The sequence below is a fragment of the Thalassotalea montiporae genome (genome assembly GCF_053485855.1).
On the sequence record NZ_JBQRUO010000002.1, the window covers coordinates 322854 to 342733 of the forward strand.

The window sequence follows — 19880 nt, forward strand, 5'->3', positions numbered from 1 at the left end:
CAGAAAATCTATTCGCTAATTCAATTTATCATTTTTCCAGTATTTAGTACCTTGCAGTGTCGCTTGCAAGGCTAGGCCATTTTCCGTCATTTGATACACATCCACTTCCTTGATGACAGTTACCGCAGCACTGCCCTCACTACCTTTTTTACCTGATTTAGCGGCGGCATCCGCTTGACCAGAAAAGTCCCAGCCGTATTCAACAAAATTATTTAGCGCCTTTTTCGAATGAAACACAAACACCGCGCTAAAATCTTTAACACCTAAGCCGATACCCACGCCTGCCGTACCCATTTTCATATAAATGTCTTGACCTGTAGCGTTATCTCGAACCACACCACTACCGCCGCCTGCAGAGAGAAAAATCAAATTAACACCGATATTTGAAAAGGTTGCGTAGCCAGCCGCTTTGCGAATAAGTGCTTTCGTGCTTGGCTCTTCTTTATAGAGGCGCTGCAGTATTTGCGTGCGCATCTCATTAATTTCTTTGCGATCTTCAGCAGCACTTGCCAAGGCAGCCTTAGGCGAAAGGCAAGCAAGTAGCGCTGCACAAGCAAATAATTGAATTTTTAAAGGCATTGATAAAGTCATTAAGTGCTCCTGTAATAGCTCAAAAGCATTCTTCAATCGTTTCTTTTATTTATACTAGCAGAGACCACTGGCACTTTTTGCAAAGGGCAGAGTTTTAATAGAGTTCTGGCTTACAAATGACGATTAATAAGATCGTAAGCGGCTTGAATATCCTGAGTTTTTTGTTTGGCTAACTCCATCATTTCTGCAGGTAAGCCTTTGGCAACAAGTTTGTCTGGGTGATGCTGAGACATGAGTTTTTTATAGGCTTTTTTCACTTCTTGTTTAGATGCAGATTCACTCACACCAAGCACTTTATAAGCATCTTTTAACAAAGACTTAGAACTGGTTTGTCTACTGTGCTGGCCACCTCGGCTTTGTTGCTGTTGGTGGCGTTGGAAAGATTCACCAGCAATAATCATTTCCAGTAATCGATCTAAATCTTGTGCCGAAAAACCTAAATGGCCAGCAATTTTATGCAGTACTTCACGTTCCGCCGGGTCAAGTGAACCATCAGCAAAGGCAACTTGGATTTGGATTTCCAAAAACATTAACATCAAGTCATTGCGAGCACGACAGCTTTGCTTAAACTTTTGCAAACGCTCTTTTAGCGGAAAGCCAGCAACTTTTCCCTCTCGAAATGCTTCTTGGGCTTGCTGGCGCAATTCTCCTTTCAAACCCAGCTTATTCATATAGGCGGTAGCAAAAGCAATTTCGTGCTCGGTCACTCGTCCTTTGGCTTTCGCGATATGACCCATCACAGAAAAAGAGGTATAGAAAAATGCCGCTTGGCGAGTCATTTCATCCTGCTCGTTAACACTGAAGCTTTCGAAATTCAGGCCTACGCCCTTGTCAAACCTGTGGCCTAGCCATAGGCCGAGCAGCGCACCAAATATATTTTTAGTGAGCATAAAGCCAAACAGAAAGCCTAGTAATTTACCCCAAATTCGCATCTTTGTTCCTACTCTTTATCCTTAGTTTGTTTTTGCTGTAAGCCTTGTGAATATGCTTATTCCGCTGTTTGGGTAAGCAAGGCTAATCGCTCTGGCGTACCCACATCTGTCCAGCCAACACTCAATAACTCACCCGAAATTCGATGCTGCGCCGCTAAAGCACGTAGTGACGGCCCTAATGCTAATTTTTGCGCTGGCTCGCTCTTTTGAGCTGGTTCATTCGCCAGTGCAGTAAAAAACGCTGGTCGATAGAGGGCAATACCACTAAAGGTGAACCGCTTTGCATTGTCAGCAAAGTCATTTGTTACCAGCCCGTCATGCAAATAAAAGTCGCCTTCAGGATTATGCTCAGGGTTTTCAACAAGCCACAAGTGTGCCAATTTATCTTCCGCCAATGTAGGTAGCTGAGTAAATTGACCAGACAAAAACACATCGCCATTAATCACTAAAAATGGCTCTTGTGCTGCATTTGCTGTTGACTCCTCTTCAACTAAGCTCTGATCTATTAGAAGTGGCAGTGCTTTAATGATGCCGCCAGCAGTTTCTAATGCGCCATCAGATTCAGCACTATAGTGAATGTTTACGCCATATTTACTGCCATTACCTAGCTTTTGTGGGAATTGCTCTCCTAGCCACGCATGGTTAATTACCACATCAGTAATACCAAGCTGATTGAGTTGTTCTAGGTGATATTCAATCAGTGCTTTTCCTTTAACTTCAAGCAAGGGCTTAGGCGTGTGGTCAGTTAATGGCCGCATTCGCTCACCGCGACCAGCTGCTAGTATCATGGCTTTCACGAAACTTGCTCCTGATTAAGCTCAGCAACGGCAGGTATCACTCGGTTTTCAACAAATTGTGTTAGCGGCATAAGCTCAGCGTATTGACTGGCGATATCGACGATGTAAGAAAGTGTCAGCGGGATATCTTTGATATAACCCGCTTTGTTATCCCGAAGCAGCAATCTTGCAAAAATACCACTGGCTTTGATATGGCGTTGCAAGCCGGTTAAATCGAACCAACGTTGCCAAGTTGTCAGCGGGATATCGAGTGACTGCGCTTCAGTATGACTATTTGTCATTTGTGTGACTATTTTTGCGACAAAGTAGTCAAATAACGGGGCAATTTGCTCCGCAGGCCATTTAACATAGCAGTCACGTAACAGTGACACCACATCATAAGTAATCGGGCCAAGTACGGCATCTTGGAAATCAATCACCCCAAGCTGAGCGGCGCTGCTCTGCTTGTCGCCTAGCACCATTAAGTTACGACTGTGAAAGTCGCGATGCATAAACACTTGCGGCTGCTCCAGAATATTATCAACAAGGCAAGCAAAGCTTTGTTTAAGCATTGATTGCTCTTCAGCACTTAGTGTGAGCCTTAAATACTTCGCCAGTAACCACTCTGTAAATATCGACAGCTCAGTTTCCACAAATGCGCGATCAAATACAGGCATATCAGATGTTTTAACGGTTTGTGCAATAATTGGCAGCAGATCAATGGCCTCTTGATACCACGTTGGCATCGACTCATCGCTTAGTACATCAGCCAATAGGCAACGACCAAAATCTTGCAAGCAGAAAAAACCCTTTGCTAAATCATAAGCATAGATTTTAGGTACGTTAATACTTTGCTCGGCAAGCTGATTGGCAATCGCTAAAAACGCACTGTTATTGCAGTATTTAGGTGGGGCATCAACCGCAATATAATCAACGTTTTGAAAACTAAATCGATAATAGCAACGAAAGCCTGCATCACCCGTCATGGCGACTAATTGAGGTGACGAGAATCCCGATTGTTCAAGCCATTGAGCTAGTTCATGAATGCGGGGTACTGCGTGGGGAACTGAAGACAAGAAAAATCCCTGAATATAAAATGGTTGAATACTAAAAAGTCAATATAACCAATTAGCGAGTTATTGAAAATTACGATATTATAACGGGATTTAGCAAAACAATAACAATCAAACGCAACAGTGTGTGGATAACCGACCTGTTTTTGTGCTGTAAATTAACCTCGGGATCTGAATGCCTTTTCCAACTAAAAAATTGTTATTAGCGAGCAGCTGTTACCTTATTGTCTCGCCAGCAATCGCACAACAAACTGCTGAAGCTCCAACCGGTCTGATTTGTCCCTTACCTGAATTTGATGTCATTCAAGTACCTGTACAGGCTGTGGACAAAGACAGCATCAGTATCAGCTCTCGCACCACTAGCATTGAAAAAGACCAAGTTGCGGTTTTTCGTGGTGGCGTTACTTTAGTAAAAGATGATCAGAAAATTAGTGCTGATGAAATTGCCTTTGATCGCCTAAAAGCACAAATTAATGCTTCGGGCACCATTCACTTTCAAAACAGCGGCGTTAACGTATTTGCTAACCAGTTGTCAGCCTCAGAAGCCGACAATTCAACTGCCTTAGCTGATACTTCCTATTATCTAGCAGACAATCCTGGCCATGGTAGCGCCGGTAAGCTAGTCATTACTGCTGATGGCAATTTAGCCTTACTCGACTCCACTTTTACCACATGTCACGGTGAAGTGCCTGATTGGCAAATTAAGGCCAGTGCCATCAATATTTCGGTTGCTGAGAACCAAGGTGAAGCCTACAACGCCAGACTAGAGTTATTTGAAGTTCCTGTGCTTTACGTACCTTATTTTTCCTTTCCGGTCACGAACGAGCGTAAATCAGGGTTACTTGAACCAACATTTAAATCTTCAGGCAACTCCGGTGTTCAAATTGAACTGCCTTACTACTTAAATCTGGCTGAAAATTACGATGCCACCATTACGCCGCGATATATGTCGAAGCGCGGTTTGCAGTTGCTCACTGAGTTTCGTTATTTGGTCGACGATCAATTTGGCCAACTCGACCTTGAGTACTTGCACAAAGATGACGAAATTCAAACCAATAATGATGCTCGTTATTTGTGGCGCTATCAGCACATTGGTAACTTCTCAGAAAACTTCCGTGCTCACATTGATTACACATCGATAAGTGATGATAACTACCTTGTCGATATTGGTAGCCGTCATTACAACGACAATGATGCCTACTTGTATCAACTAGGTGAACTCGCCTACTTTGGTGAAAACTGGCAAGCACTTATTAAGCTACAAGATTTTGAAGTTTTAGGTAATCACACACCAAGCTACAAAACCGTACCACAAGTTGAGTTTTCAAGCGCAACCCCACTCGGCTTATTTGATGCTAGCTTTGACGTTTATTCTGAATTGTCGCGTTTTGAATCGCCTAACCCCGACTTGGTCGAAGCAAATCGCTACCATATTGAAGCAGGCTTCAATGTTCCAATTACCACACCAGCATACTTCTTTAATTCAGAGTTTAAGGTACTGAATACTTACTACGACCAAGAGCAAGTGCCGCTGGGCAGTGAATTGGAAGAAAGTGTAACGCGTACATTACCGAAAGTGCGTTTTCATGGTGGTGTCAACTTTGATCGTGAAGCCGAGTACTTTGGCAATAGCTTCACCCAAACCTTAGAACCCCAGCTACAGTATTTATACATTTCAGATAAAGACCAAAACAACATTGGCCTTTATGATACAGCCAGACTGCAAGATGACTTCCAAGGGCTGTTTAGAGACCGACGCTTCAGTGGTTTAGACCGCATTGCTCAAGCGAATCAGTATTCTTGGGGCTTAACATCGCGTTTACTTGATGAAGCTAATGTTGAACAGTTTCGCATGAGTCTTGGCCGCATTGTTTACTTAAATGACAGTAATATTGCTGCTGATGATGCACGTGGTGTTTCGGCTGATAAATCGTCGCTTGCTGCTGACTTATTCGTGCGCGGCAACGAGCAATGGCAGTTTAGTGGCAACATTCAATACAACACAGAGACCGACACTACGAACAAAAGCCAAGTCAACGTCGACTACCGCCAAAGCCGCGATAACATCTTCCAAATAAACCACAGGTATTCACGTGACGTATCCGGTGTTAGTATTGAGCAACTTTCTTTGCTTTCAAGTGTCAGAATAAATCCAGAATGGCAATTTGTTGGTCGTTTTACCCAAGACCTCCAGCAAAAACGCAGCCTGGAAAGTTACGCTGGTTTTCAGTATGAAAGCTGCTGTTGGGCAGTTCGAATCGCCTACCATCGCCATATCAACTCAAATGTTGATAGCGAAAATTTTGGCATTGAAAACCGCGATGAATTCAATAGTGGATTCGTGCTAGAGTTTGTCATCAAAGGGTTTGGTGGCCAAACAACCACTGTTGGCACACAAGATATGTTTAATTCGAGTATTTTTGGCTATAAACGCCCATACTTTCTCAATAATTAAGAAGTTAATTTCATGAAGAAAACGTTAACCGCAATCACCTTAGTATCTTCAATGATGCTAAGCCTGCTGAGCAGCGCTAAGGCTGAAGTTGTAGAGCTTGACAAAGTCGCTGCCATCGTCAATTCAGGCGTGGTATTGGAATCGGAAGTCAAAGACTTACTAGACAATATTAAAGGCAACGCCGAGCGCAATAACCAAGCCTTGCCATCAGATCGTGCTTTGCGCACTCAGGTAATGGATAAATTAATCAACGACAGCCTGATGCTGCAAATGGGCGAGCGTATGGGTGTACAAATTAGTGACGCCCAATTAGACGAAACCATCAACAACATGGCGCGTGAGAACAAGCTGACCTTAAGCCAGTTCCGTGAAGCATTAGTTGCTGAAGGGGTTAACTATGAAAAATACCGCGAGAACATCCGTACTGAGCTAATTTCTGGCGAAGTCCGCCGCGCTAATGTGCGTCGCCGCGTTTATATTTCGCCGCAAGAAGTTGCGAATTTGCTCGATGAAATGAAAGCACAAACCAACCAAGACATTGAATATAACCTTGGTCATATCTTAATTGAGTTCCCACCAGAACCTAACCAACAAGATATGAATGACGCTAAAACTCGCGCTGATAAAGTCATTGAATTGCTGAATAACGGCTCTGATTTTGCCAAAATCGCGATTGCTTCATCAGGTGATGCCAACGCCCTAGAAGGCGGTGAGTTGGGTTACCGCAATATTAATGAATTACCCACCTTGTTTTCAGAGCTAATTGACGGCAAAGCGAAAGGTGAAATTTTTGGCCCAATTCGTACGGGCTTAGGTTTCAGCATTGTGAAAATTTTAGATATTCGCGGCCGCCAAACCGTTGAAGTTGAAGAAGTGCAAGCACGCCATATCCTGATCAAGCCATCAATTATCTTAAGTGAAGCAAAAGCAGAAGAAACACTGCAAGGTTTCCTTGATCAAATTAATGCTGGCGAAGCTGATTTTGCCGATTTAGCCAAAGAGCACTCTGAAGGCCCAACGTCAGTTCGCGGTGGTGATTTAGGCTGGGCAGATCCTAAGTCTTACGACCCTGCGTTTCGAGATGCCCTAGCTCGTCTATCTATCGATGAATACCACAAACCATTCCGCTCTTCATTTGGCTGGCATTTAGTGCAACTTACAGGTCGCCGTATGCTAGATGCAACCGATCAAATGAACGAAAACCGAGCTTACCAATTACTGTTTAACCGTAAATTTGGTACGGAAAGCGCTCGCTGGATCAAAGAAACACGCGACGAAGCTTATATCGAGATTTTCGAACAGGAAACAAACTAATGGTCAAACGCATTGCTATCACGCCGGGTGAACCGGCAGGGATTGGTCCAGATCTGGCTGTTGCGATTGCTCAGCAAGATTGGCCAGTGCAACTCGTTGTTGTTGGCTGTCGTAAGGCCATGACCGAGCGCGCTCAGCAGCTTGGCTTGCCACTTTCACTCACAGATTACGATAGCAATGCTCAGCCTCAGCCACAAAAAGCAGGCACTCTAGTTATCAAGGATATTCCAACAGCAGCTGAAGTTGTGCCGGGGCAATTGAACCCAAGTAATGGTGCTTACGTTGTCGAAACACTGCGTGTTGCCAGTGAAATCAATATCTCTGGTGAATTTGATGCAGTGGTTACTGGCCCGGTGCACAAAGGGCTGATCAACCAAGCTGGTATTGCCTTTAGTGGCCATACGGAATACTTTGCCCACCAAGCAAATTGTTCTGATGTAGTGATGATGCTTGCAACACCTGGCTTGCGTGTGGCTTTGGTGACTACCCATATTCCACTCGCTTATGTGTCAAAAGCCATCACCCCTGAACGTTTGCAAAAAGTCACCCGTATTCTCGATCACGACCTACGTGAAAAGTTTGGCATTGAGCAACCAAAGATATACGCGTGCGGAATAAATCCACATGCCGGTGAAGATGGCCATTTAGGCCGCGAAGAAATTGAAGTGATGAACCCAGCCTTTGCTGAGCTTCGCGAAGAAGGCATTAACGTGATTGGTCCACTGCCAGCCGATACCATTTTCCAAGAAAAATATTTGCAAGATGCTGATGCAATTTTAAGTATGTATCACGATCAAGGCTTGCCAGTGCTAAAATATAAAGGGTTTGGTTCATCAGTAAACATCACCCTTGGTTTGCCTTTTGTGCGCACCTCAGTAGACCATGGCACTGCACTTGAGTTGGCTGGTACAAGCCAAGCCGATACTGGCAGTATGATTGAAGCCATCCAAACGGCGATTGATTTAGCCGAAAATCACTCATAATAAGTGATAGTTCGATTAGCTCAACCCACCTGTTGAGCTGAGTTAAGCAAAGCCCAAATACACAAGTAAAAAGAGTAGATGAGTAAAAACACCCATTTAGGCCATCAGGCGAAAAAGCGTTTTGGTCAAAACTTCTTGCATAACGATGCCATTATTAGCCGCATTGTTGATGCCATTAACCCAGAGCCGGGTGAGAACCTAATTGAAATTGGCCCAGGCTTAGGTGCCTTAACCGAACCCGTTGTAGAACGTGCGGGTAAGCTTTCTGTTGTTGAACTTGATCGCGACTTAGCGGAGCGCTTGCGTCATCATCCATTTTTGGCAGAACATTTAACGATTCATGAAATTGACGCGCTAAAATTTGATTTTGCCCAACTTGCGACAGACGAAAAACCGCTACGGGTATTTGGTAACTTACCCTATAATATTTCAACGCCACTGATATTCCATTTGCTTAGCTTTAAAGCGGATATCCAAGATATGCACTTTATGCTGCAAAAAGAAGTGGTTGACCGCATGGCAGCACAGCCTGACTCAAAGGCTTATGGTCGTTTGTCGATTATGACGCAGTACCAATGTCAGGTTGAATCCGTGATGGAAATTGGTCCGGAAGCATTTCAGCCGCCACCCAAAGTAGATTCTGCAATTGTGCGTTTGATCCCTCGTCGTGAAATCAAAAATGAAGTCGCCTGTTTGACCACCCTCAATAGTGTCTGTGTCACGGCATTTAACCAACGTCGCAAAACGATTCGCAATAGCTTTAAAAAGCTAGTAACAGCAGAAGAGTTAGAGTCACTTGGGCTAACACCAACATTGCGACCAGAAAATTTAACAATTGATAACTACATCAGCTTAGCTAATTATATTCATGCCAATAAATCGAGCAGTGATTCTTTAGCCGAATAAGAAGTAGTCGAGTAACCTAGTTGATGAATAATCCTTCGCCATATACAGCGGTTACTGATGATGTATCAGTATCCGTTGTTAGCCAGTACCTTCCCAACCAATCTGATGCCGACAAGCAACAGTATGTGTTTAGCTATACGATTAGCATTGAAAATTTGCGCAATACGCCAGTGCAACTGCTCAGCAGGCGCTGGTTAATTACCGATGCAAACGGCGAGCGTTCGGAAGTAGAAGGCGAAGGCGTTGTAGGTCAGCAGCCAACCATAGCTCCCGGCCAAACCTATACCTACACCAGTGGTTCGGTGTTTAACACACCAGTTGGAACAATGCAGGGGCAATACCAAATGATTGCGCCAAATCAGCAACAATTTTGGATAGATATTCCTGTATTTCGCCTCGCATTACCTAATATTCTCAATTAATCACCATGTTTAAGTCATTTAGGAAGCTGTTGAACAAATAAAGCACTATGGCGTTATATTTAGTCGGCGATATTCAAGGCTGCTTTGATGAGCTAGATGCCTTGTTAATAAAAGCAAAATTTAACCCAAAGCAAGATCAACTGTGGCTTGCTGGCGACATAGTGGCGCGCGGGAAACAATCGTTAGAAACGCTAGAATTTGTCAAATCGCTAGGCGCTAGTGCTAATTTTGTATTAGGTAACCATGATTTGCACCTGCTTGCCATTGCCGCAGGGCTAAAGAACGCAAAACCCTCTGATCATCTATCACCGCTGTTAAATGCTCCTAATTTTTCATCTTTATGTGACTGGCTTGCTCAACATCCATTGTTACTAGAGTTGCCTAACCAAGACGGTTTTATGTCTCACGCTGGTTTAGCGCCGCAATGGTCCATCAAACAGGCTGTTAAGAACGCAGCGTTTGCGCACAAGAAAATTGCAGGGAAGAAACGTGAAAAGTGGTTGTCTATCATGTACGGCGAACAGCCAAACGATTGGCACTTAGTCACTAATAAGGAAGAGCGCTTTCGTTACACTGTAAATGCCTTCACCCGCATGCGTTACTGCTATGCTGATGGCACCTTAGACTTTGCCTGCAAGGAACAACCACGAAAAGCTCCTAAAGGACTAAAGCCTTGGTTCGAACTCGCTAAGCTAAAAAATAAAGCTTGGATATTTGGCCACTGGGCCGCGTTAATGGGCGATTGCCCGTATAAAAATATTTACGCTTTAGATACTGGCTGCGTTTGGGGAAACCACTTGACCATGCTGCGCTGGCACGACAGAAAACAATTCACCCAACAAAGGCTTAGCTAGTTCAAACAATAAGCTAATACTTTGCTATCTTTTAATGAAAATCTTAATGCGCTTGTTATAATGGCGGCGTGCAGCTAAATATTGAGCAATTTAATAGACAATATAAGCCAAATATATTTAGCCAAAAACAATAAAAATAAAGATCTCGCACACTAGCATACAAATTATTGGCCAAAGTAACAGATAGTGCTTTGCCCCGAATCCAGAAGGTAGTGTTTATGAATTTAACCGTCGCAATAAAGATTATTGGTGGTTTTAGTATTCTTGCGGTAATGCTTGTAGTTACCAGTGTTTCTTCATTGTTCAACCTCAACACCATTCACGACTCAACAAATAGAGTAAGTGAACTGGCGATTCCAACCCTTGCTGGCAGCAACCAATTAATGGTTGAGCTAACCCAAATGGGTAATATGACCTTGCAAGGTTATCACAAGGATGAGCTTGGACCACTGAACGAGAATAGACAAACTTACGAAGCCGCTAATGCAAAATTTAGCAGTCAATTAAAAGCACTTAAGTTAGTTGTTAAGGATGAAGCCGAGCTTAAAAACAACTTAGACAAAGTTGATGCTGTTTACGCGGCATTCGACAAAGACGTTAAACTGGTTTTTGACAACCGTCAGCAGGCGATCGAGCAAGGTAGTGAGTTGTCAGATAATGTCGATAGTCTTGAAGAAACTGCTGATGATGCGGCAACTTTACTACTTGATTTAGCCGACCACGACCTAGCAGATTCAAAATTACAGCGTGCTGTGGATATGGGTGAGATAATTGAAACCTCACTAAACGGTATTGTTAGTTCAGCATTTGAATACCGTGATGCCTACAATTCGCAAACCGTTGGCTTAATTGGCCGTGAAATTAACAACGCGTTCGGCGAATTAGAACGTAGCATCAATGACGTTAAATCAGAACTTGAAAGCGCAGGCGCAACATCAGAAGCTGATGACTTAGCCAGTGCCTTTGAACAAATTAGCGAACTGATTGGTGCCAACGGCAGCATTATCAATAATAAAACCACTGAGCTTACTGCAATTGCCCAAGCAACAGCAGCGTTAGATGCTGGTAAAGTAGAAGTTGCTAACGCTAATGAAATTCTGGCTAAGCAAATTAAGCTGGCGAATGAGACGACTAACACCACTAACCAAATGGTAAGTGATGCGGTCAATTCAGGTAACACGCAAACCATCGTAATCATGATTATTTCAATCATTGCTGCGATTGCAATTACCCGCATTACACTAGTCAGCATTACGCGCCCATTAGGTCGTGTTAACGATATGCTAAACATTGTTGCCTCAGGCGATCTTTCCCATAAGCTTGACGACAGCGGCAGTGATGAATTTGCGCAATTATCACGTAACTGTAATGCGTTAATTGACAGTCTCCGTAACCTGATTGAAGGCATTGTTAGCCGCTCAACGCAGCTAGCAGCAGCGGCTGAGCAAACGTCAGCAGTAACGGCTCAAAGCACAACGGCGATTGAAGAGCAACGTAACCAAGTAGAGCAAGCGGCATCTGCAACCACAGAAATGAGCAGTACGTCACAAAGCGTATTATCAAGTGCTAATGACGCACTTGGTGAAATTAAGCAAGCTGACGATGAAGCTGAGCGTATCAAGGTGATCTCAGGTAAAAACCGTGAAACCATTCAATTGTTAGCAGAAGAAGTCGAGTCAGCTTCGCAAGTGATCAACAAGTTACAGCAAGACAGTGCCTCGATTGGTGGCATCTTAGATGTAATTCGTGGTATTGCCGAGCAAACTAACTTACTTGCACTAAACGCAGCGATTGAGGCCGCTCGTGCTGGCGAACAAGGCCGAGGTTTTGCCGTAGTAGCCGATGAAGTTCGCACGCTAGCAAGCCGTACTCAAGAGTCGACACAAGAAATCCAAAACATGATTGAAGTGTTGCAAACAGGTGCGGAAAAAGCTGTATCTGTGATGGAGACTGGTAAATCACAAGCAGCTAACTGTGTTGAGCAAAGTGAAAATGCAGATAAAGCGTTAGAAACGATTACCCATGCTGTTCACGAGGCCTTTGATCGCAGCTCACAAATTGCTACAGCTGCCGAAGAGCAAAGTGTGGTCGCACATGAAATCAGTGAGAACTTAGAGTCGATTGTTGCCATAGCCGAGCAAACCACGGCGGGCTCTCAGCAAACCGCAAGTTCAAGTAGCGAAGTGGCTCGTTTATCAGAAGAATTACAACAATCTGTACAGGAATTTAAGTTGTAATTTAAGCCGCAGATAATTTACGAAAAAGCCGCAGTAGCGGCTTTTTTTATGCCTAGCTTTCGCGCCAGAAGGTTGTACGAATCCGCATAATCTTTTCTTGCACCTGAGCCGATAAATTAGCTCTTAGGTGAGCATTTTACTGCGAGAATAGGTATTACATGGCCACTATTAATTAGAATAATTTACTTTCCCTTATCAGCTAAGTTATCGTGGCTATTCGACTCATTTTTTATGGACAATGGCTAGCACATGCAAACGATCCCAACACGCGATTTCGATCTTCTTCCTGATCTTTGTGATCACTTCCCTAATGACGTAAATGTTTTTGAAACTCAATTTAATAGCTATGGTCAACATCAGGTATTTTGTGGACAAGCAGTCACAGTAAAGTGTTTTGAAGACAATTCAGTGGTAAAAAAACTCGTTGGCACACCTGGTCAAGGTAAAGTCATGGTTGTTGACGGTGGTGCTTCGATGCGCAGAGCCTTAATTGGCGATATGCTTGCAGAAGAGGCAATTGCTAACGGCTGGGCGGGAGTTGTCATTAACGGCTGTCTTCGTGACGCTGCTACTATCAACCAAATGGCGATTGGCGTCAAAGCCTTAGGCACCATTCCTATTAAAACTGATAAACGCGGTTTAGGGGATCAAGATATTGATATTCGCTTTGCTGGTGTAACCGTAAAACCTGGCGATTGGGTGTATGCCGACCTTAATGGTGTATTGATCTCAGCGAAGAAGTTAGCACTACCGGAAAGCTAATCTAGTTTTACGCTATACGATTAAATCATTTAAAAAAGCAGTAGCGATAACGCCTACTGCTTTTTCTTTTCTACAGAGCTATATAACGATTTGATCACTTGCGCTCATAAACACAAAAATTAAGTGCGTAAGCATTTTTCTCATCCGCCGCTCGCACGGTATTCGAGGTTAACAGCCAATCCTTTTCTATATCGTATTCAGGAAATTGGGTATCACCCTCAATACTTGCTTCAATATGGGTTATATAAAGTTTATTAGCCGCTGGCAAGCAGTGCTGGTAAATTGCGCCACCGCCTATCACCATAACTTCTTCAACGTCCTGCGTTAACGCTAATGCAGCTTCGATCGAATCAACGACTTCAACACCATCAGCAACATAAGCAGTATTGCGTGTAATCACTATATTTTGACGCCCCGGTAATGGCCGACCTATCGACTCAAAGGTTTTACGTCCCATGACCACAGGTTTACCAAGCGTGGTTTGCTTAAAGTAGGCAAGATCAGCAGGTAAGTGCCAGGGCATGTCATTATCTTTGCCAATAACTCTATTATCAGCATGAGCCACTATCATCGAAAGTACAGTCATTATTTATCTACTTACAAAATCTAAAGGCCAGATTCTAAAACAGAAGCTAGATAAAGGCTACGCTCGAAAAATCATTAACCCGCGTCATAGAAAAGTTTTAGCGTAAGTGCCATTAAGCTTTTGTGTATTCAGTTATTTACGACTATATATTTACTTGAGTCATACATGGCGAGTTAAGTAATAAAAGGCATTAACGACTATAAGGGAACAAGCATGAAAGTAACTTTGCGAGATCTTAGTTTGATCATCGTCTTATCGCTAGCCAGCACAACAAGCTATGCCAATTTGGGCGAAGTGCCTGACATTGATACAGCAAAAGGGTCTGGCGTAAAAGGAATGTTAGGGCTAGGCGCAATGTCGGTACCCGAATACATTGGTGGCAGCGAAAACGAAACAGAAGTCTTACCTATCATCAATTTAACGTACCAAGATAAATTCTACTTTCGCTTTAATCGCGGTGGCTGGTGGTTTTGGCAACCGCAAAATAGCTACCTAAATGCGGGTCTTGAAATCGGCTTTCGTCGCGGCTGGGAGCGCGAAGACTTAGTAGCTAGTTTGAGTGACTCCCTAGATCTTTCAGGCCCTCAGTTTAATGAAACTGATGACGCAATTTTAGCAGGGGTCAACATCGAATATAGTAATAATGGTTTTAGTACCGAAGTTTCGCTACTTACAGCGAGTGCCGACGAAAATTTCTACGGTGAGGATCCTGGCATTGAGTTGATCCTTAGAGCTTCTTATACGATGGTTTTCTCCCCTAAATTTTCCCTTTCGACATCAAGTAAGATTGAAGTACTCAGTAAAGACACAGTGAACTACTACTACGGAGTTAATGGTTATGAAGGAGACTTAGCCTTAAATGTCTCACTCGCAGCTATTGGCGCTTATCGAGTGACAGACAATTGGCTGGTGCTGGGTAGTTTAGGCGTAAACTTCTTAGGTAGTGAAATTGCTGATAGCCCGCTCGTAGCAGACGATAGCCAATCAATTGCAATTTTAGGGGCCGCTTACTCTTTTTGATAAACCCTAAAATCATATCGCCAAAAAACAAAAGAGCGGATGAAACCGCTCTTTTTAATTTGAAATTAATAACTTAGCAATATACTTATTCTTTGGTGTATACGACGTTTTCATCCCAGTAGTCGTCATCATCGTCATCCCAATCATCGTCGTCTTCGTCGATATCTGACATGGCGTCTTGATGGTAAGTATCCCACTTAAACTCGACTTTTTGATCGTCGTCTTCCGCTTCTTCTTCGGCAGGTAGCGCATCAATAAAGTTCATCAAATCAGCACACAGCTGCTCTGTGCCCATTTTGTTGAATGCTGAAATGGTGTGTACTTCACCTTCCCAGCCAAGTCCTTCGATGATTTCTTGCTTAAGTTCTTCGGCTTCTTCATCAAGCAACAAGTCTAATTTGTTAAGCACTAGCCAACGAGGCTTGTCTGCAAGTTTTTCCGAATGTTGTTCTAGTTCACCAATGATGGTTTTTGCATTCTCTACAGGATCGCTGCCATCAACTGGCATAACATCAATCACATGCAGTAATACACGACAACGCTCAAGATGACGCAAGAATGTTGTCCCTAAGCCTGCACCATCAGCCGCGCCTTCAATAAGACCCGGAATATCGGCAATAACAAAGCTACGCTGTGAATTTAAACGCACCACACCTAAGTTAGGTACTAAGGTAGTAAATGGGTAATCAGCAACTTTTGGCTTCGCTGCCGAAACACTGCGAATCAACGTTGATTTACCCGCATTAGGTAAGCCTAACAAACCAACATCGGCAAGTAGTAGTAACTCAAGCTGAAGATTGCGGATTTCGCCCGGTGTGCCATCAGTTTTCTGGCGTGGTGCGCGGTTAGTACTACTTTTAAAGCGGTTATTACCTAAACCGTGCCAGCCGCCTTTAGCAACCATTAACTGCTGCTCGTGCTTGGTCAGATCGCCCACTTGCTCGCCCGTATCGACATCAACAGCGCGTGTACCTACAGGCACTTTTAAAAACAAGTCTTTACCGCCTTTACCAGTACAGTTACGCGACATACCGTTTTGACCACGCTCAGCTTTGTGGAAACGTTCAAAGCGGTAGTCAATTAGCGTGTTAAGGTTTTCGTCAGCAACTAGGTATACGTCACCGCCGTCGCCGCCATCACCACCGTCTGGGCCACCAAATTCGATATATTTTTCTCGGCGAAAGCTTACACAGCCATTACCGCCATCACCCGCTTCGACGCGGATCTCAACTTCATCAACGAATTTCATTTAAGTGTCAAATGCTCCGAACTAATCATTTCCACTGTCTTAAAATGACAGCTGAACGCTTACTTTACCTAGCGCAACGCTAATTATAAGCGATTTTAGCTTGTTGCCCAATTGGACAATTGTATTTACTTGTATACCCCCAATGCCACTTCGAGATGCATGGATGTAGACAAAAAAAAGCCCCGCTACTTAGTAGCAGGGCTTTTCGATAGGTTAAACAGTAAATTATTCAGCAACGATGCTAACGAACTTACGGTTTTTAGGACCTTTAACTTCAAACTGAACTTTACCGTCAGTTAAAGCGAATAATGTGTGGTCTTTACCAATACCCATGTTGTTACCAGCGTGGAACTTAGTACCACGTTGACGAACGATGATGTTACCAGCTAAAACTGACTCACCACCGAAACGCTTAACACCTAGGCGTTTACTTTCTGAATCGCGACCGTTCTTGGTACTACCTGCTGCCTTCTTATGTGCCATCTTGAAATGCTCCTAAAATTAGCCGTTAATACCAGTAATTTTCACTTCAGTGAACCATTGGCGATGACCCATCTGCTTGCGTGAATGCTTACGACGTTTGAACTTAACGATTTTAACTTTATCGCCACGACCTTGAGAAACAACTTCAGCTGTAACCTTGCCACCTTCAACTAAAGGCGCACCAACTTTGATGTCTTCGCCGTTAGCGATCATTAAAACATTATCGAACTCAACTGTAGCGCCAACTTCTAGTTCAAGCTTTTCTAAGCGAACTGTTTGACCTTCAGTTACACGGTGCTGTTTACCACCGCTTTGGAATACCGCGTACATAGCTACTCCGTACCGCACCTGCTTGTTTTGTGAACATTCTAGGTGCTTAAATTTAAAAATATAGGGCGCGAATTCTACGCGAAGGAATCTATGATCGCAAGGCTAAAATCACTTTTATTGTTGATTATTTATCAAGCCCGTAGGAAGCTCGCTTTAGCCCTATTCATCGCTAGTGTTTTTCGTGTAAACTTAGCGCTAATCAACATCAAAAAATTCCTCTTTTCCCTGCTATGAATTTAACCGATATTCAGTCACTTGCCCGTCAAGACATGACCGAAGTGAACGATCTTATCTACAGCCAGCTAAATTCCGATGTGGCGTTAATTAATCAATTAGGTGTCTATATTGTCAACGCTGGTGGCAAGCGCATGCGCCCATTATTGAGTGTTTTAGCAGCACAAGCGATCCAATATAAGGGAAAGGATCATATTGCGATCGCCGCGATCGTTGAGTTTATTCATACCGCGACATTATTACACGATGATGTAGTTGATGAGTCGTCACTACGCCGTGGTCGAGAAACTGCCAACGCCTTATTTGGCAATAGTGCCAGTGTATTAGTAGGTGACTTCTTATATACCCGCTCATTTCAGATGATGGTAACGCTAAAAAATATGCGCATCATGGAAATTCTGTCGGATACGACTAATGTGGTTGCAGAGGGTGAAGTACTGCAATTAATGAATTGTAATGATCCTGACACCACTGAAGACAGCTATATGCAGGTGATTTACTGCAAAACAGCTCGCTTGTTTGAAGCTGCAACTCAACTAGCTGCGGTGATCGCAGGATCTGATCCTAAGATCGAACAAGCATTAGCAGATTACGGTAAGCACTTAGGTACAGCGTTCCAACTAGTCGATGACATTATGGATTACACCGCCGATGCCAAAGAAATGGGCAAAAATGTCGGTGACGATCTGTCAGAAGGGAAACCAACATTACCACTATTATATGCAATGGCAAACGGCAGCGAAGCACAACGTCAGCTAATTCGCGACGCTATTGAACATTGCAACGGTATGGAACACCTTGACGAAATCTTAGCAGCGTTAGATGAAACTGGTGCATTAACCTATACCCAACAAAAAGCAGAAGAAGAGGCTGATAAAGCGATTTCTGCTCTTTCTGTATTACCTGATAACGATTATAAAAGTGCATTAATCGCCCTTGCGCATATTGCTGCTAATCGCAGCGCATAAGCGTTAACAGCGCGAGCTACAAATCCACCTCAATTTATTCTAAAATAGGCCACGACATTTCGTGGCCTATTTACTTTGTGGCTTAGCTTTTTGTGGCTTAACTTGTTGTGGACTGATAACTAAATGACCGCTGCCAACTTAAAACAACTACTCGCCAATTCCGACTTATTGCTTAACGCCGTCGGTGAAGGGGTTTACGGTTTCGACACCCAAGGCAATGCGATTTTTATCAACGCAGCAGCTGAGCGGATGACGGGGTGGGATGCAAGCGAGCTGTTAGGCAAAAAGATCCACCAATACCATCATCACACCCGAGCTGATGGCAGCCCTTATCCTGCTTGCGAGTGCAACATTTACGCAACCGCACAAGATGGCATTAGCCGACAAATTAGCGATGAAGTGTTTTGGCGAAAAGACGGTAGCGCTTTTCCAGTGGAATATACTTCAACAGCTGTTTTTCATAATAATAAAGTGATTGGTGCAGTTGCGGTATTTCGTGATGTCACGGAGCAAAAAAATAATGAACAAGCGCTACAAATCGCCTTGAAAAAAATTCAGTCACTGACCGAGCAACTGCAAGCAGAAAATCATTACCTGCAAAGTGAACTGAAACAGCAATGGACGGCTAGCTCGTTAACTGGCAATAGCCTGGTCATGCAGCGATTAGTTTCACAAATAAAACTAGTGGCTAATACCAACTCAACTGTGCTGATTTTAGGTGAAAACGGCACAGGCAAAGAGCTTGCCGCCAGACAACTGCACGCCCACAGCAATCGCGCGAAAAAGCCGATGATCAAAGTCAACTGCGCTGCGTTTACCCCTAGTTTGTTAGAGTCTGAGCTATTTGGCCATGAAAAAGGTGCATTTACCGGCGCTAATGAAACACGCAAAGGTAAATTTGAATTAGCCAATCATGGCACGCTATTTTTAGATGAGGTGGGTGAACTATCGTTGGAGGCGCAAAGTAAGCTACTGCGCGTTATCCAAGAGCAAGAATTTGAACGAGTTGGTGGCAACAAAACCATTAAAGTCGATATACGATTGATCGCAGCCACCAATCGCGATCTTAAAGCTATGGTGGATAATGGCGAGTTTCGTATGGACTTGTACTATCGGCTCAACGTTTTTCCACTGGAGATGCCGCCGCTCAGAGCACGCGTTGACGATATTCCATTATTGTGTGAACAAATTATCGAGCGCTTAAATCGCAAGTTAGCTAAGCAAGTTACCGCAATTAGCAAAGATAGCCTTAACGCTTTAACTGGCTATCACTGGCCGGGAAATGTAAGGGAGCTGCAAAATATTATTGAGCGTGAAATGATATTATCCACCAGCTCAGAGCTAAATTTGGCGCTACCTAACGAGCATATTCATGGTTCAACAACAGCTCCGCAGTTAAGTATTCAGCAATCAACTGCCATTAATAACACGATTGCCCAAACACTTGATGAAGTGCAGGCTAGCTATATTCGCCAAGTACTTGAGCAATGCCAATGGCGTATAGGTGGCGAGTCAGGTGCAGCTAAACATTTGGGCTTAGCCGACAGTACGCTGCGCTCTAAAATGCAAAAGTTAGGGATTAAACGCGCGTCGAGCTAGCACGTATCACTGCGTTACTAACACAAATCAACAAATCTGATACAACAGCTTAGCTTCAAACCACGATATATCGTGCCACAAGCATTTTAAACCACGATATATCGTC

Annotated in this window: 19 protein-coding genes; 11 read left to right on the forward strand and 8 right to left on the reverse strand. The window is 43.6% G+C overall.

All coding sequences use genetic code 11. From position 1 onward, the window contains the following. Positions 1-15: 15 nt before the first annotated feature. The 4 genes from ACSLUR_RS08000 to ACSLUR_RS08015 all read right to left on the reverse strand — a co-directional run bounded on the left by ACSLUR_RS08000 (position 16) and on the right by ACSLUR_RS08015 (position 3375). Entirely contained in the window at positions 16-591 is a 576-nt protein-coding gene (locus tag ACSLUR_RS08000; RefSeq protein ID WP_448553441.1) for a lipid-binding SYLF domain-containing protein, read from the reverse strand. A 110-nt stretch (positions 592-701) separates the two neighbouring features. Next, the gene (gene djlA / locus ACSLUR_RS08005) at positions 702-1523 is read right to left on the reverse strand and encodes a co-chaperone DjlA (RefSeq protein WP_448553443.1); all 822 of its coding nucleotides are present in this window, start codon (positions 1521-1523) and stop codon (positions 702-704) included. Positions 1524-1579: 56 nt separating this feature from the next. Beyond that, on the reverse strand, positions 1580-2320 hold the full coding sequence (murU, locus tag ACSLUR_RS08010) for an N-acetylmuramate alpha-1-phosphate uridylyltransferase MurU (protein WP_448553445.1): 741 nt from the start codon (positions 2318-2320) through the stop codon (positions 1580-1582). Further along, entirely contained in the window at positions 2317-3375 is a 1059-nt protein-coding gene (locus ACSLUR_RS08015; RefSeq protein ID WP_448553447.1) for an aminoglycoside phosphotransferase family protein, read from the reverse strand. The genes murU and ACSLUR_RS08015 overlap by 4 nt, the downstream gene beginning before the upstream one ends. Positions 3376-3547: 172 nt before the next feature. Between ACSLUR_RS08015 and lptD the strand changes: the two genes are divergently transcribed. From lptD to ACSLUR_RS08055, 8 genes are all read left to right on the forward strand, one after another. Next, the gene (lptD, locus tag ACSLUR_RS08020; protein WP_448553449.1) at positions 3548-5827 is read left to right on the forward strand and encodes an LPS-assembly protein LptD; all 2280 of its coding nucleotides are present in this window, start codon (positions 3548-3550) and stop codon (positions 5825-5827) included. 12 nt (positions 5828-5839) lie between these two features. Then, on the forward strand, positions 5840-7141 hold the full coding sequence (surA, locus tag ACSLUR_RS08025) for a peptidylprolyl isomerase SurA (RefSeq protein ID WP_448553451.1): 1302 nt from the start codon (positions 5840-5842) through the stop codon (positions 7139-7141). Further along, positions 7141-8124, forward strand: a complete 984-nt coding sequence (pdxA, locus tag ACSLUR_RS08030) for a 4-hydroxythreonine-4-phosphate dehydrogenase PdxA (RefSeq protein WP_448553453.1) — start codon at positions 7141-7143, stop codon at positions 8122-8124. The genes surA and pdxA overlap by 1 nt, the downstream gene beginning before the upstream one ends. A 78-nt stretch (positions 8125-8202) precedes the next feature. Further along, positions 8203-9030 (forward strand): 16S rRNA (adenine(1518)-N(6)/adenine(1519)-N(6))-dimethyltransferase RsmA, encoded by an 828-nt coding sequence (rsmA, locus tag ACSLUR_RS08035; RefSeq protein WP_116001691.1) that lies wholly within the window; start codon positions 8203-8205, stop codon positions 9028-9030. Between the two features lie 23 nt (positions 9031-9053). Beyond that, on the forward strand, positions 9054-9452 hold the full coding sequence (gene apaG, locus ACSLUR_RS08040; RefSeq protein ID WP_448553456.1) for a Co2+/Mg2+ efflux facilitator ApaG/CorD: 399 nt from the start codon (positions 9054-9056) through the stop codon (positions 9450-9452). Between the two features lie 47 nt (positions 9453-9499). After that, on the forward strand, positions 9500-10306 hold the full coding sequence (locus tag ACSLUR_RS08045) for a symmetrical bis(5'-nucleosyl)-tetraphosphatase (RefSeq protein ID WP_448553458.1): 807 nt from the start codon (positions 9500-9502) through the stop codon (positions 10304-10306). Between the two features lie 218 nt (positions 10307-10524). Beyond that, entirely contained in the window at positions 10525-12543 is a 2019-nt protein-coding gene (locus ACSLUR_RS08050; RefSeq protein WP_448553459.1) for a methyl-accepting chemotaxis protein, read from the forward strand. A gap of 249 nt (positions 12544-12792) precedes the next feature. Further along, complete coding sequence (locus ACSLUR_RS08055) at positions 12793-13305, forward strand: putative 4-hydroxy-4-methyl-2-oxoglutarate aldolase (RefSeq protein ID WP_448553461.1); 513 nt, start codon at positions 12793-12795, stop codon at positions 13303-13305. Between the two features lie 94 nt (positions 13306-13399). On the opposite strand, the gene folA is transcribed toward ACSLUR_RS08055, so the two are convergent. Next, positions 13400-13891 (reverse strand): type 3 dihydrofolate reductase, encoded by a 492-nt coding sequence (gene folA / locus ACSLUR_RS08060; protein ID WP_448553463.1) that lies wholly within the window; start codon positions 13889-13891, stop codon positions 13400-13402. Between the two features lie 213 nt (positions 13892-14104). On the opposite strand from folA, the gene ACSLUR_RS08065 reads away from it, so the two are divergent. Beyond that, a complete protein-coding gene (locus ACSLUR_RS08065; protein WP_448553465.1) occupies positions 14105-14911 on the forward strand; it encodes a MipA/OmpV family protein in 807 nt (268 codons plus the stop codon). 85 nt (positions 14912-14996) lie between these two features. Here ACSLUR_RS08065 and cgtA read toward each other — a convergent pair whose 3' ends face one another. The 3 genes from cgtA to rplU form a co-directional block, all read right to left on the reverse strand. Beyond that, on the reverse strand, positions 14997-16160 hold the full coding sequence (gene cgtA, locus ACSLUR_RS08070) for an Obg family GTPase CgtA (protein WP_448553467.1): 1164 nt from the start codon (positions 16158-16160) through the stop codon (positions 14997-14999). A 225-nt stretch (positions 16161-16385) separates the two neighbouring features. Then, positions 16386-16643 (reverse strand): 50S ribosomal protein L27, encoded by a 258-nt coding sequence (rpmA, locus tag ACSLUR_RS08075; RefSeq protein ID WP_116001706.1) that lies wholly within the window; start codon positions 16641-16643, stop codon positions 16386-16388. Positions 16644-16661: 18 nt separating this feature from the next. After that, complete coding sequence (gene rplU / locus ACSLUR_RS08080; protein ID WP_116001707.1) at positions 16662-16973, reverse strand: 50S ribosomal protein L21; 312 nt, start codon at positions 16971-16973, stop codon at positions 16662-16664. Between the two features lie 230 nt (positions 16974-17203). Between rplU and ispB the strand changes: the two genes are divergently transcribed. Further along, positions 17204-18175: an octaprenyl diphosphate synthase gene (gene ispB / locus ACSLUR_RS08085; protein WP_448553470.1), complete on the forward strand. Its 972-nt coding sequence runs from the start codon at positions 17204-17206 to the stop codon at positions 18173-18175. 123 nt (positions 18176-18298) lie between these two features. Then, on the forward strand, positions 18299-19774 hold the full coding sequence (locus tag ACSLUR_RS08090) for a sigma-54 interaction domain-containing protein (protein WP_448553472.1): 1476 nt from the start codon (positions 18299-18301) through the stop codon (positions 19772-19774). The last annotated feature ends 106 nt before the right edge of the window (positions 19775-19880 follow it).

Bases quoted from the DNA above. Each gene is read 5' to 3' on its own strand.
- ACSLUR_RS08000 (WP_448553441.1), bottom strand. From the start codon at position 591: ATGACTTTATCAATGCCTTTAAAAATTCAATTATTTGCTTGTGCAGCG.
- djlA (WP_448553443.1), bottom strand. From the start codon at position 1,523: ATGCGAATTTGGGGTAAATTACTAGGCTTTCTGTTTGGCTTTATGCTC.
- lptD (WP_448553449.1), top strand. From the start codon at position 3,548: ATGCCTTTTCCAACTAAAAAATTGTTATTAGCGAGCAGCTGTTACCTT.
- surA (WP_448553451.1), top strand. From the start codon at position 5,840: ATGAAGAAAACGTTAACCGCAATCACCTTAGTATCTTCAATGATGCTA.
- pdxA (WP_448553453.1), top strand. From the start codon at position 7,141: ATGGTCAAACGCATTGCTATCACGCCGGGTGAACCGGCAGGGATTGGT.
- rsmA (WP_116001691.1), top strand. From the start codon at position 8,203: ATGAGTAAAAACACCCATTTAGGCCATCAGGCGAAAAAGCGTTTTGGT.
- apaG (WP_448553456.1), top strand. From the start codon at position 9,054: ATGAATAATCCTTCGCCATATACAGCGGTTACTGATGATGTATCAGTA.
- ACSLUR_RS08045 (WP_448553458.1), top strand. From the start codon at position 9,500: ATGGCGTTATATTTAGTCGGCGATATTCAAGGCTGCTTTGATGAGCTA.
- ACSLUR_RS08050 (WP_448553459.1), top strand. From the start codon at position 10,525: ATGAATTTAACCGTCGCAATAAAGATTATTGGTGGTTTTAGTATTCTT.
- ACSLUR_RS08055 (WP_448553461.1), top strand. From the start codon at position 12,793: ATGCAAACGATCCCAACACGCGATTTCGATCTTCTTCCTGATCTTTGT.
- folA (WP_448553463.1), bottom strand. From the start codon at position 13,891: ATGACTGTACTTTCGATGATAGTGGCTCATGCTGATAATAGAGTTATT.
- ACSLUR_RS08065 (WP_448553465.1), top strand. From the start codon at position 14,105: ATGAAAGTAACTTTGCGAGATCTTAGTTTGATCATCGTCTTATCGCTA.
- cgtA (WP_448553467.1), bottom strand. From the start codon at position 16,160: ATGAAATTCGTTGATGAAGTTGAGATCCGCGTCGAAGCGGGTGATGGC.
- rpmA (WP_116001706.1), bottom strand. From the start codon at position 16,643: ATGGCACATAAGAAGGCAGCAGGTAGTACCAAGAACGGTCGCGATTCA.
- rplU (WP_116001707.1), bottom strand. From the start codon at position 16,973: ATGTACGCGGTATTCCAAAGCGGTGGTAAACAGCACCGTGTAACTGAA.
- ispB (WP_448553470.1), top strand. From the start codon at position 17,204: ATGAATTTAACCGATATTCAGTCACTTGCCCGTCAAGACATGACCGAA.
- ACSLUR_RS08090 (WP_448553472.1), top strand. From the start codon at position 18,299: ATGACCGCTGCCAACTTAAAACAACTACTCGCCAATTCCGACTTATTG.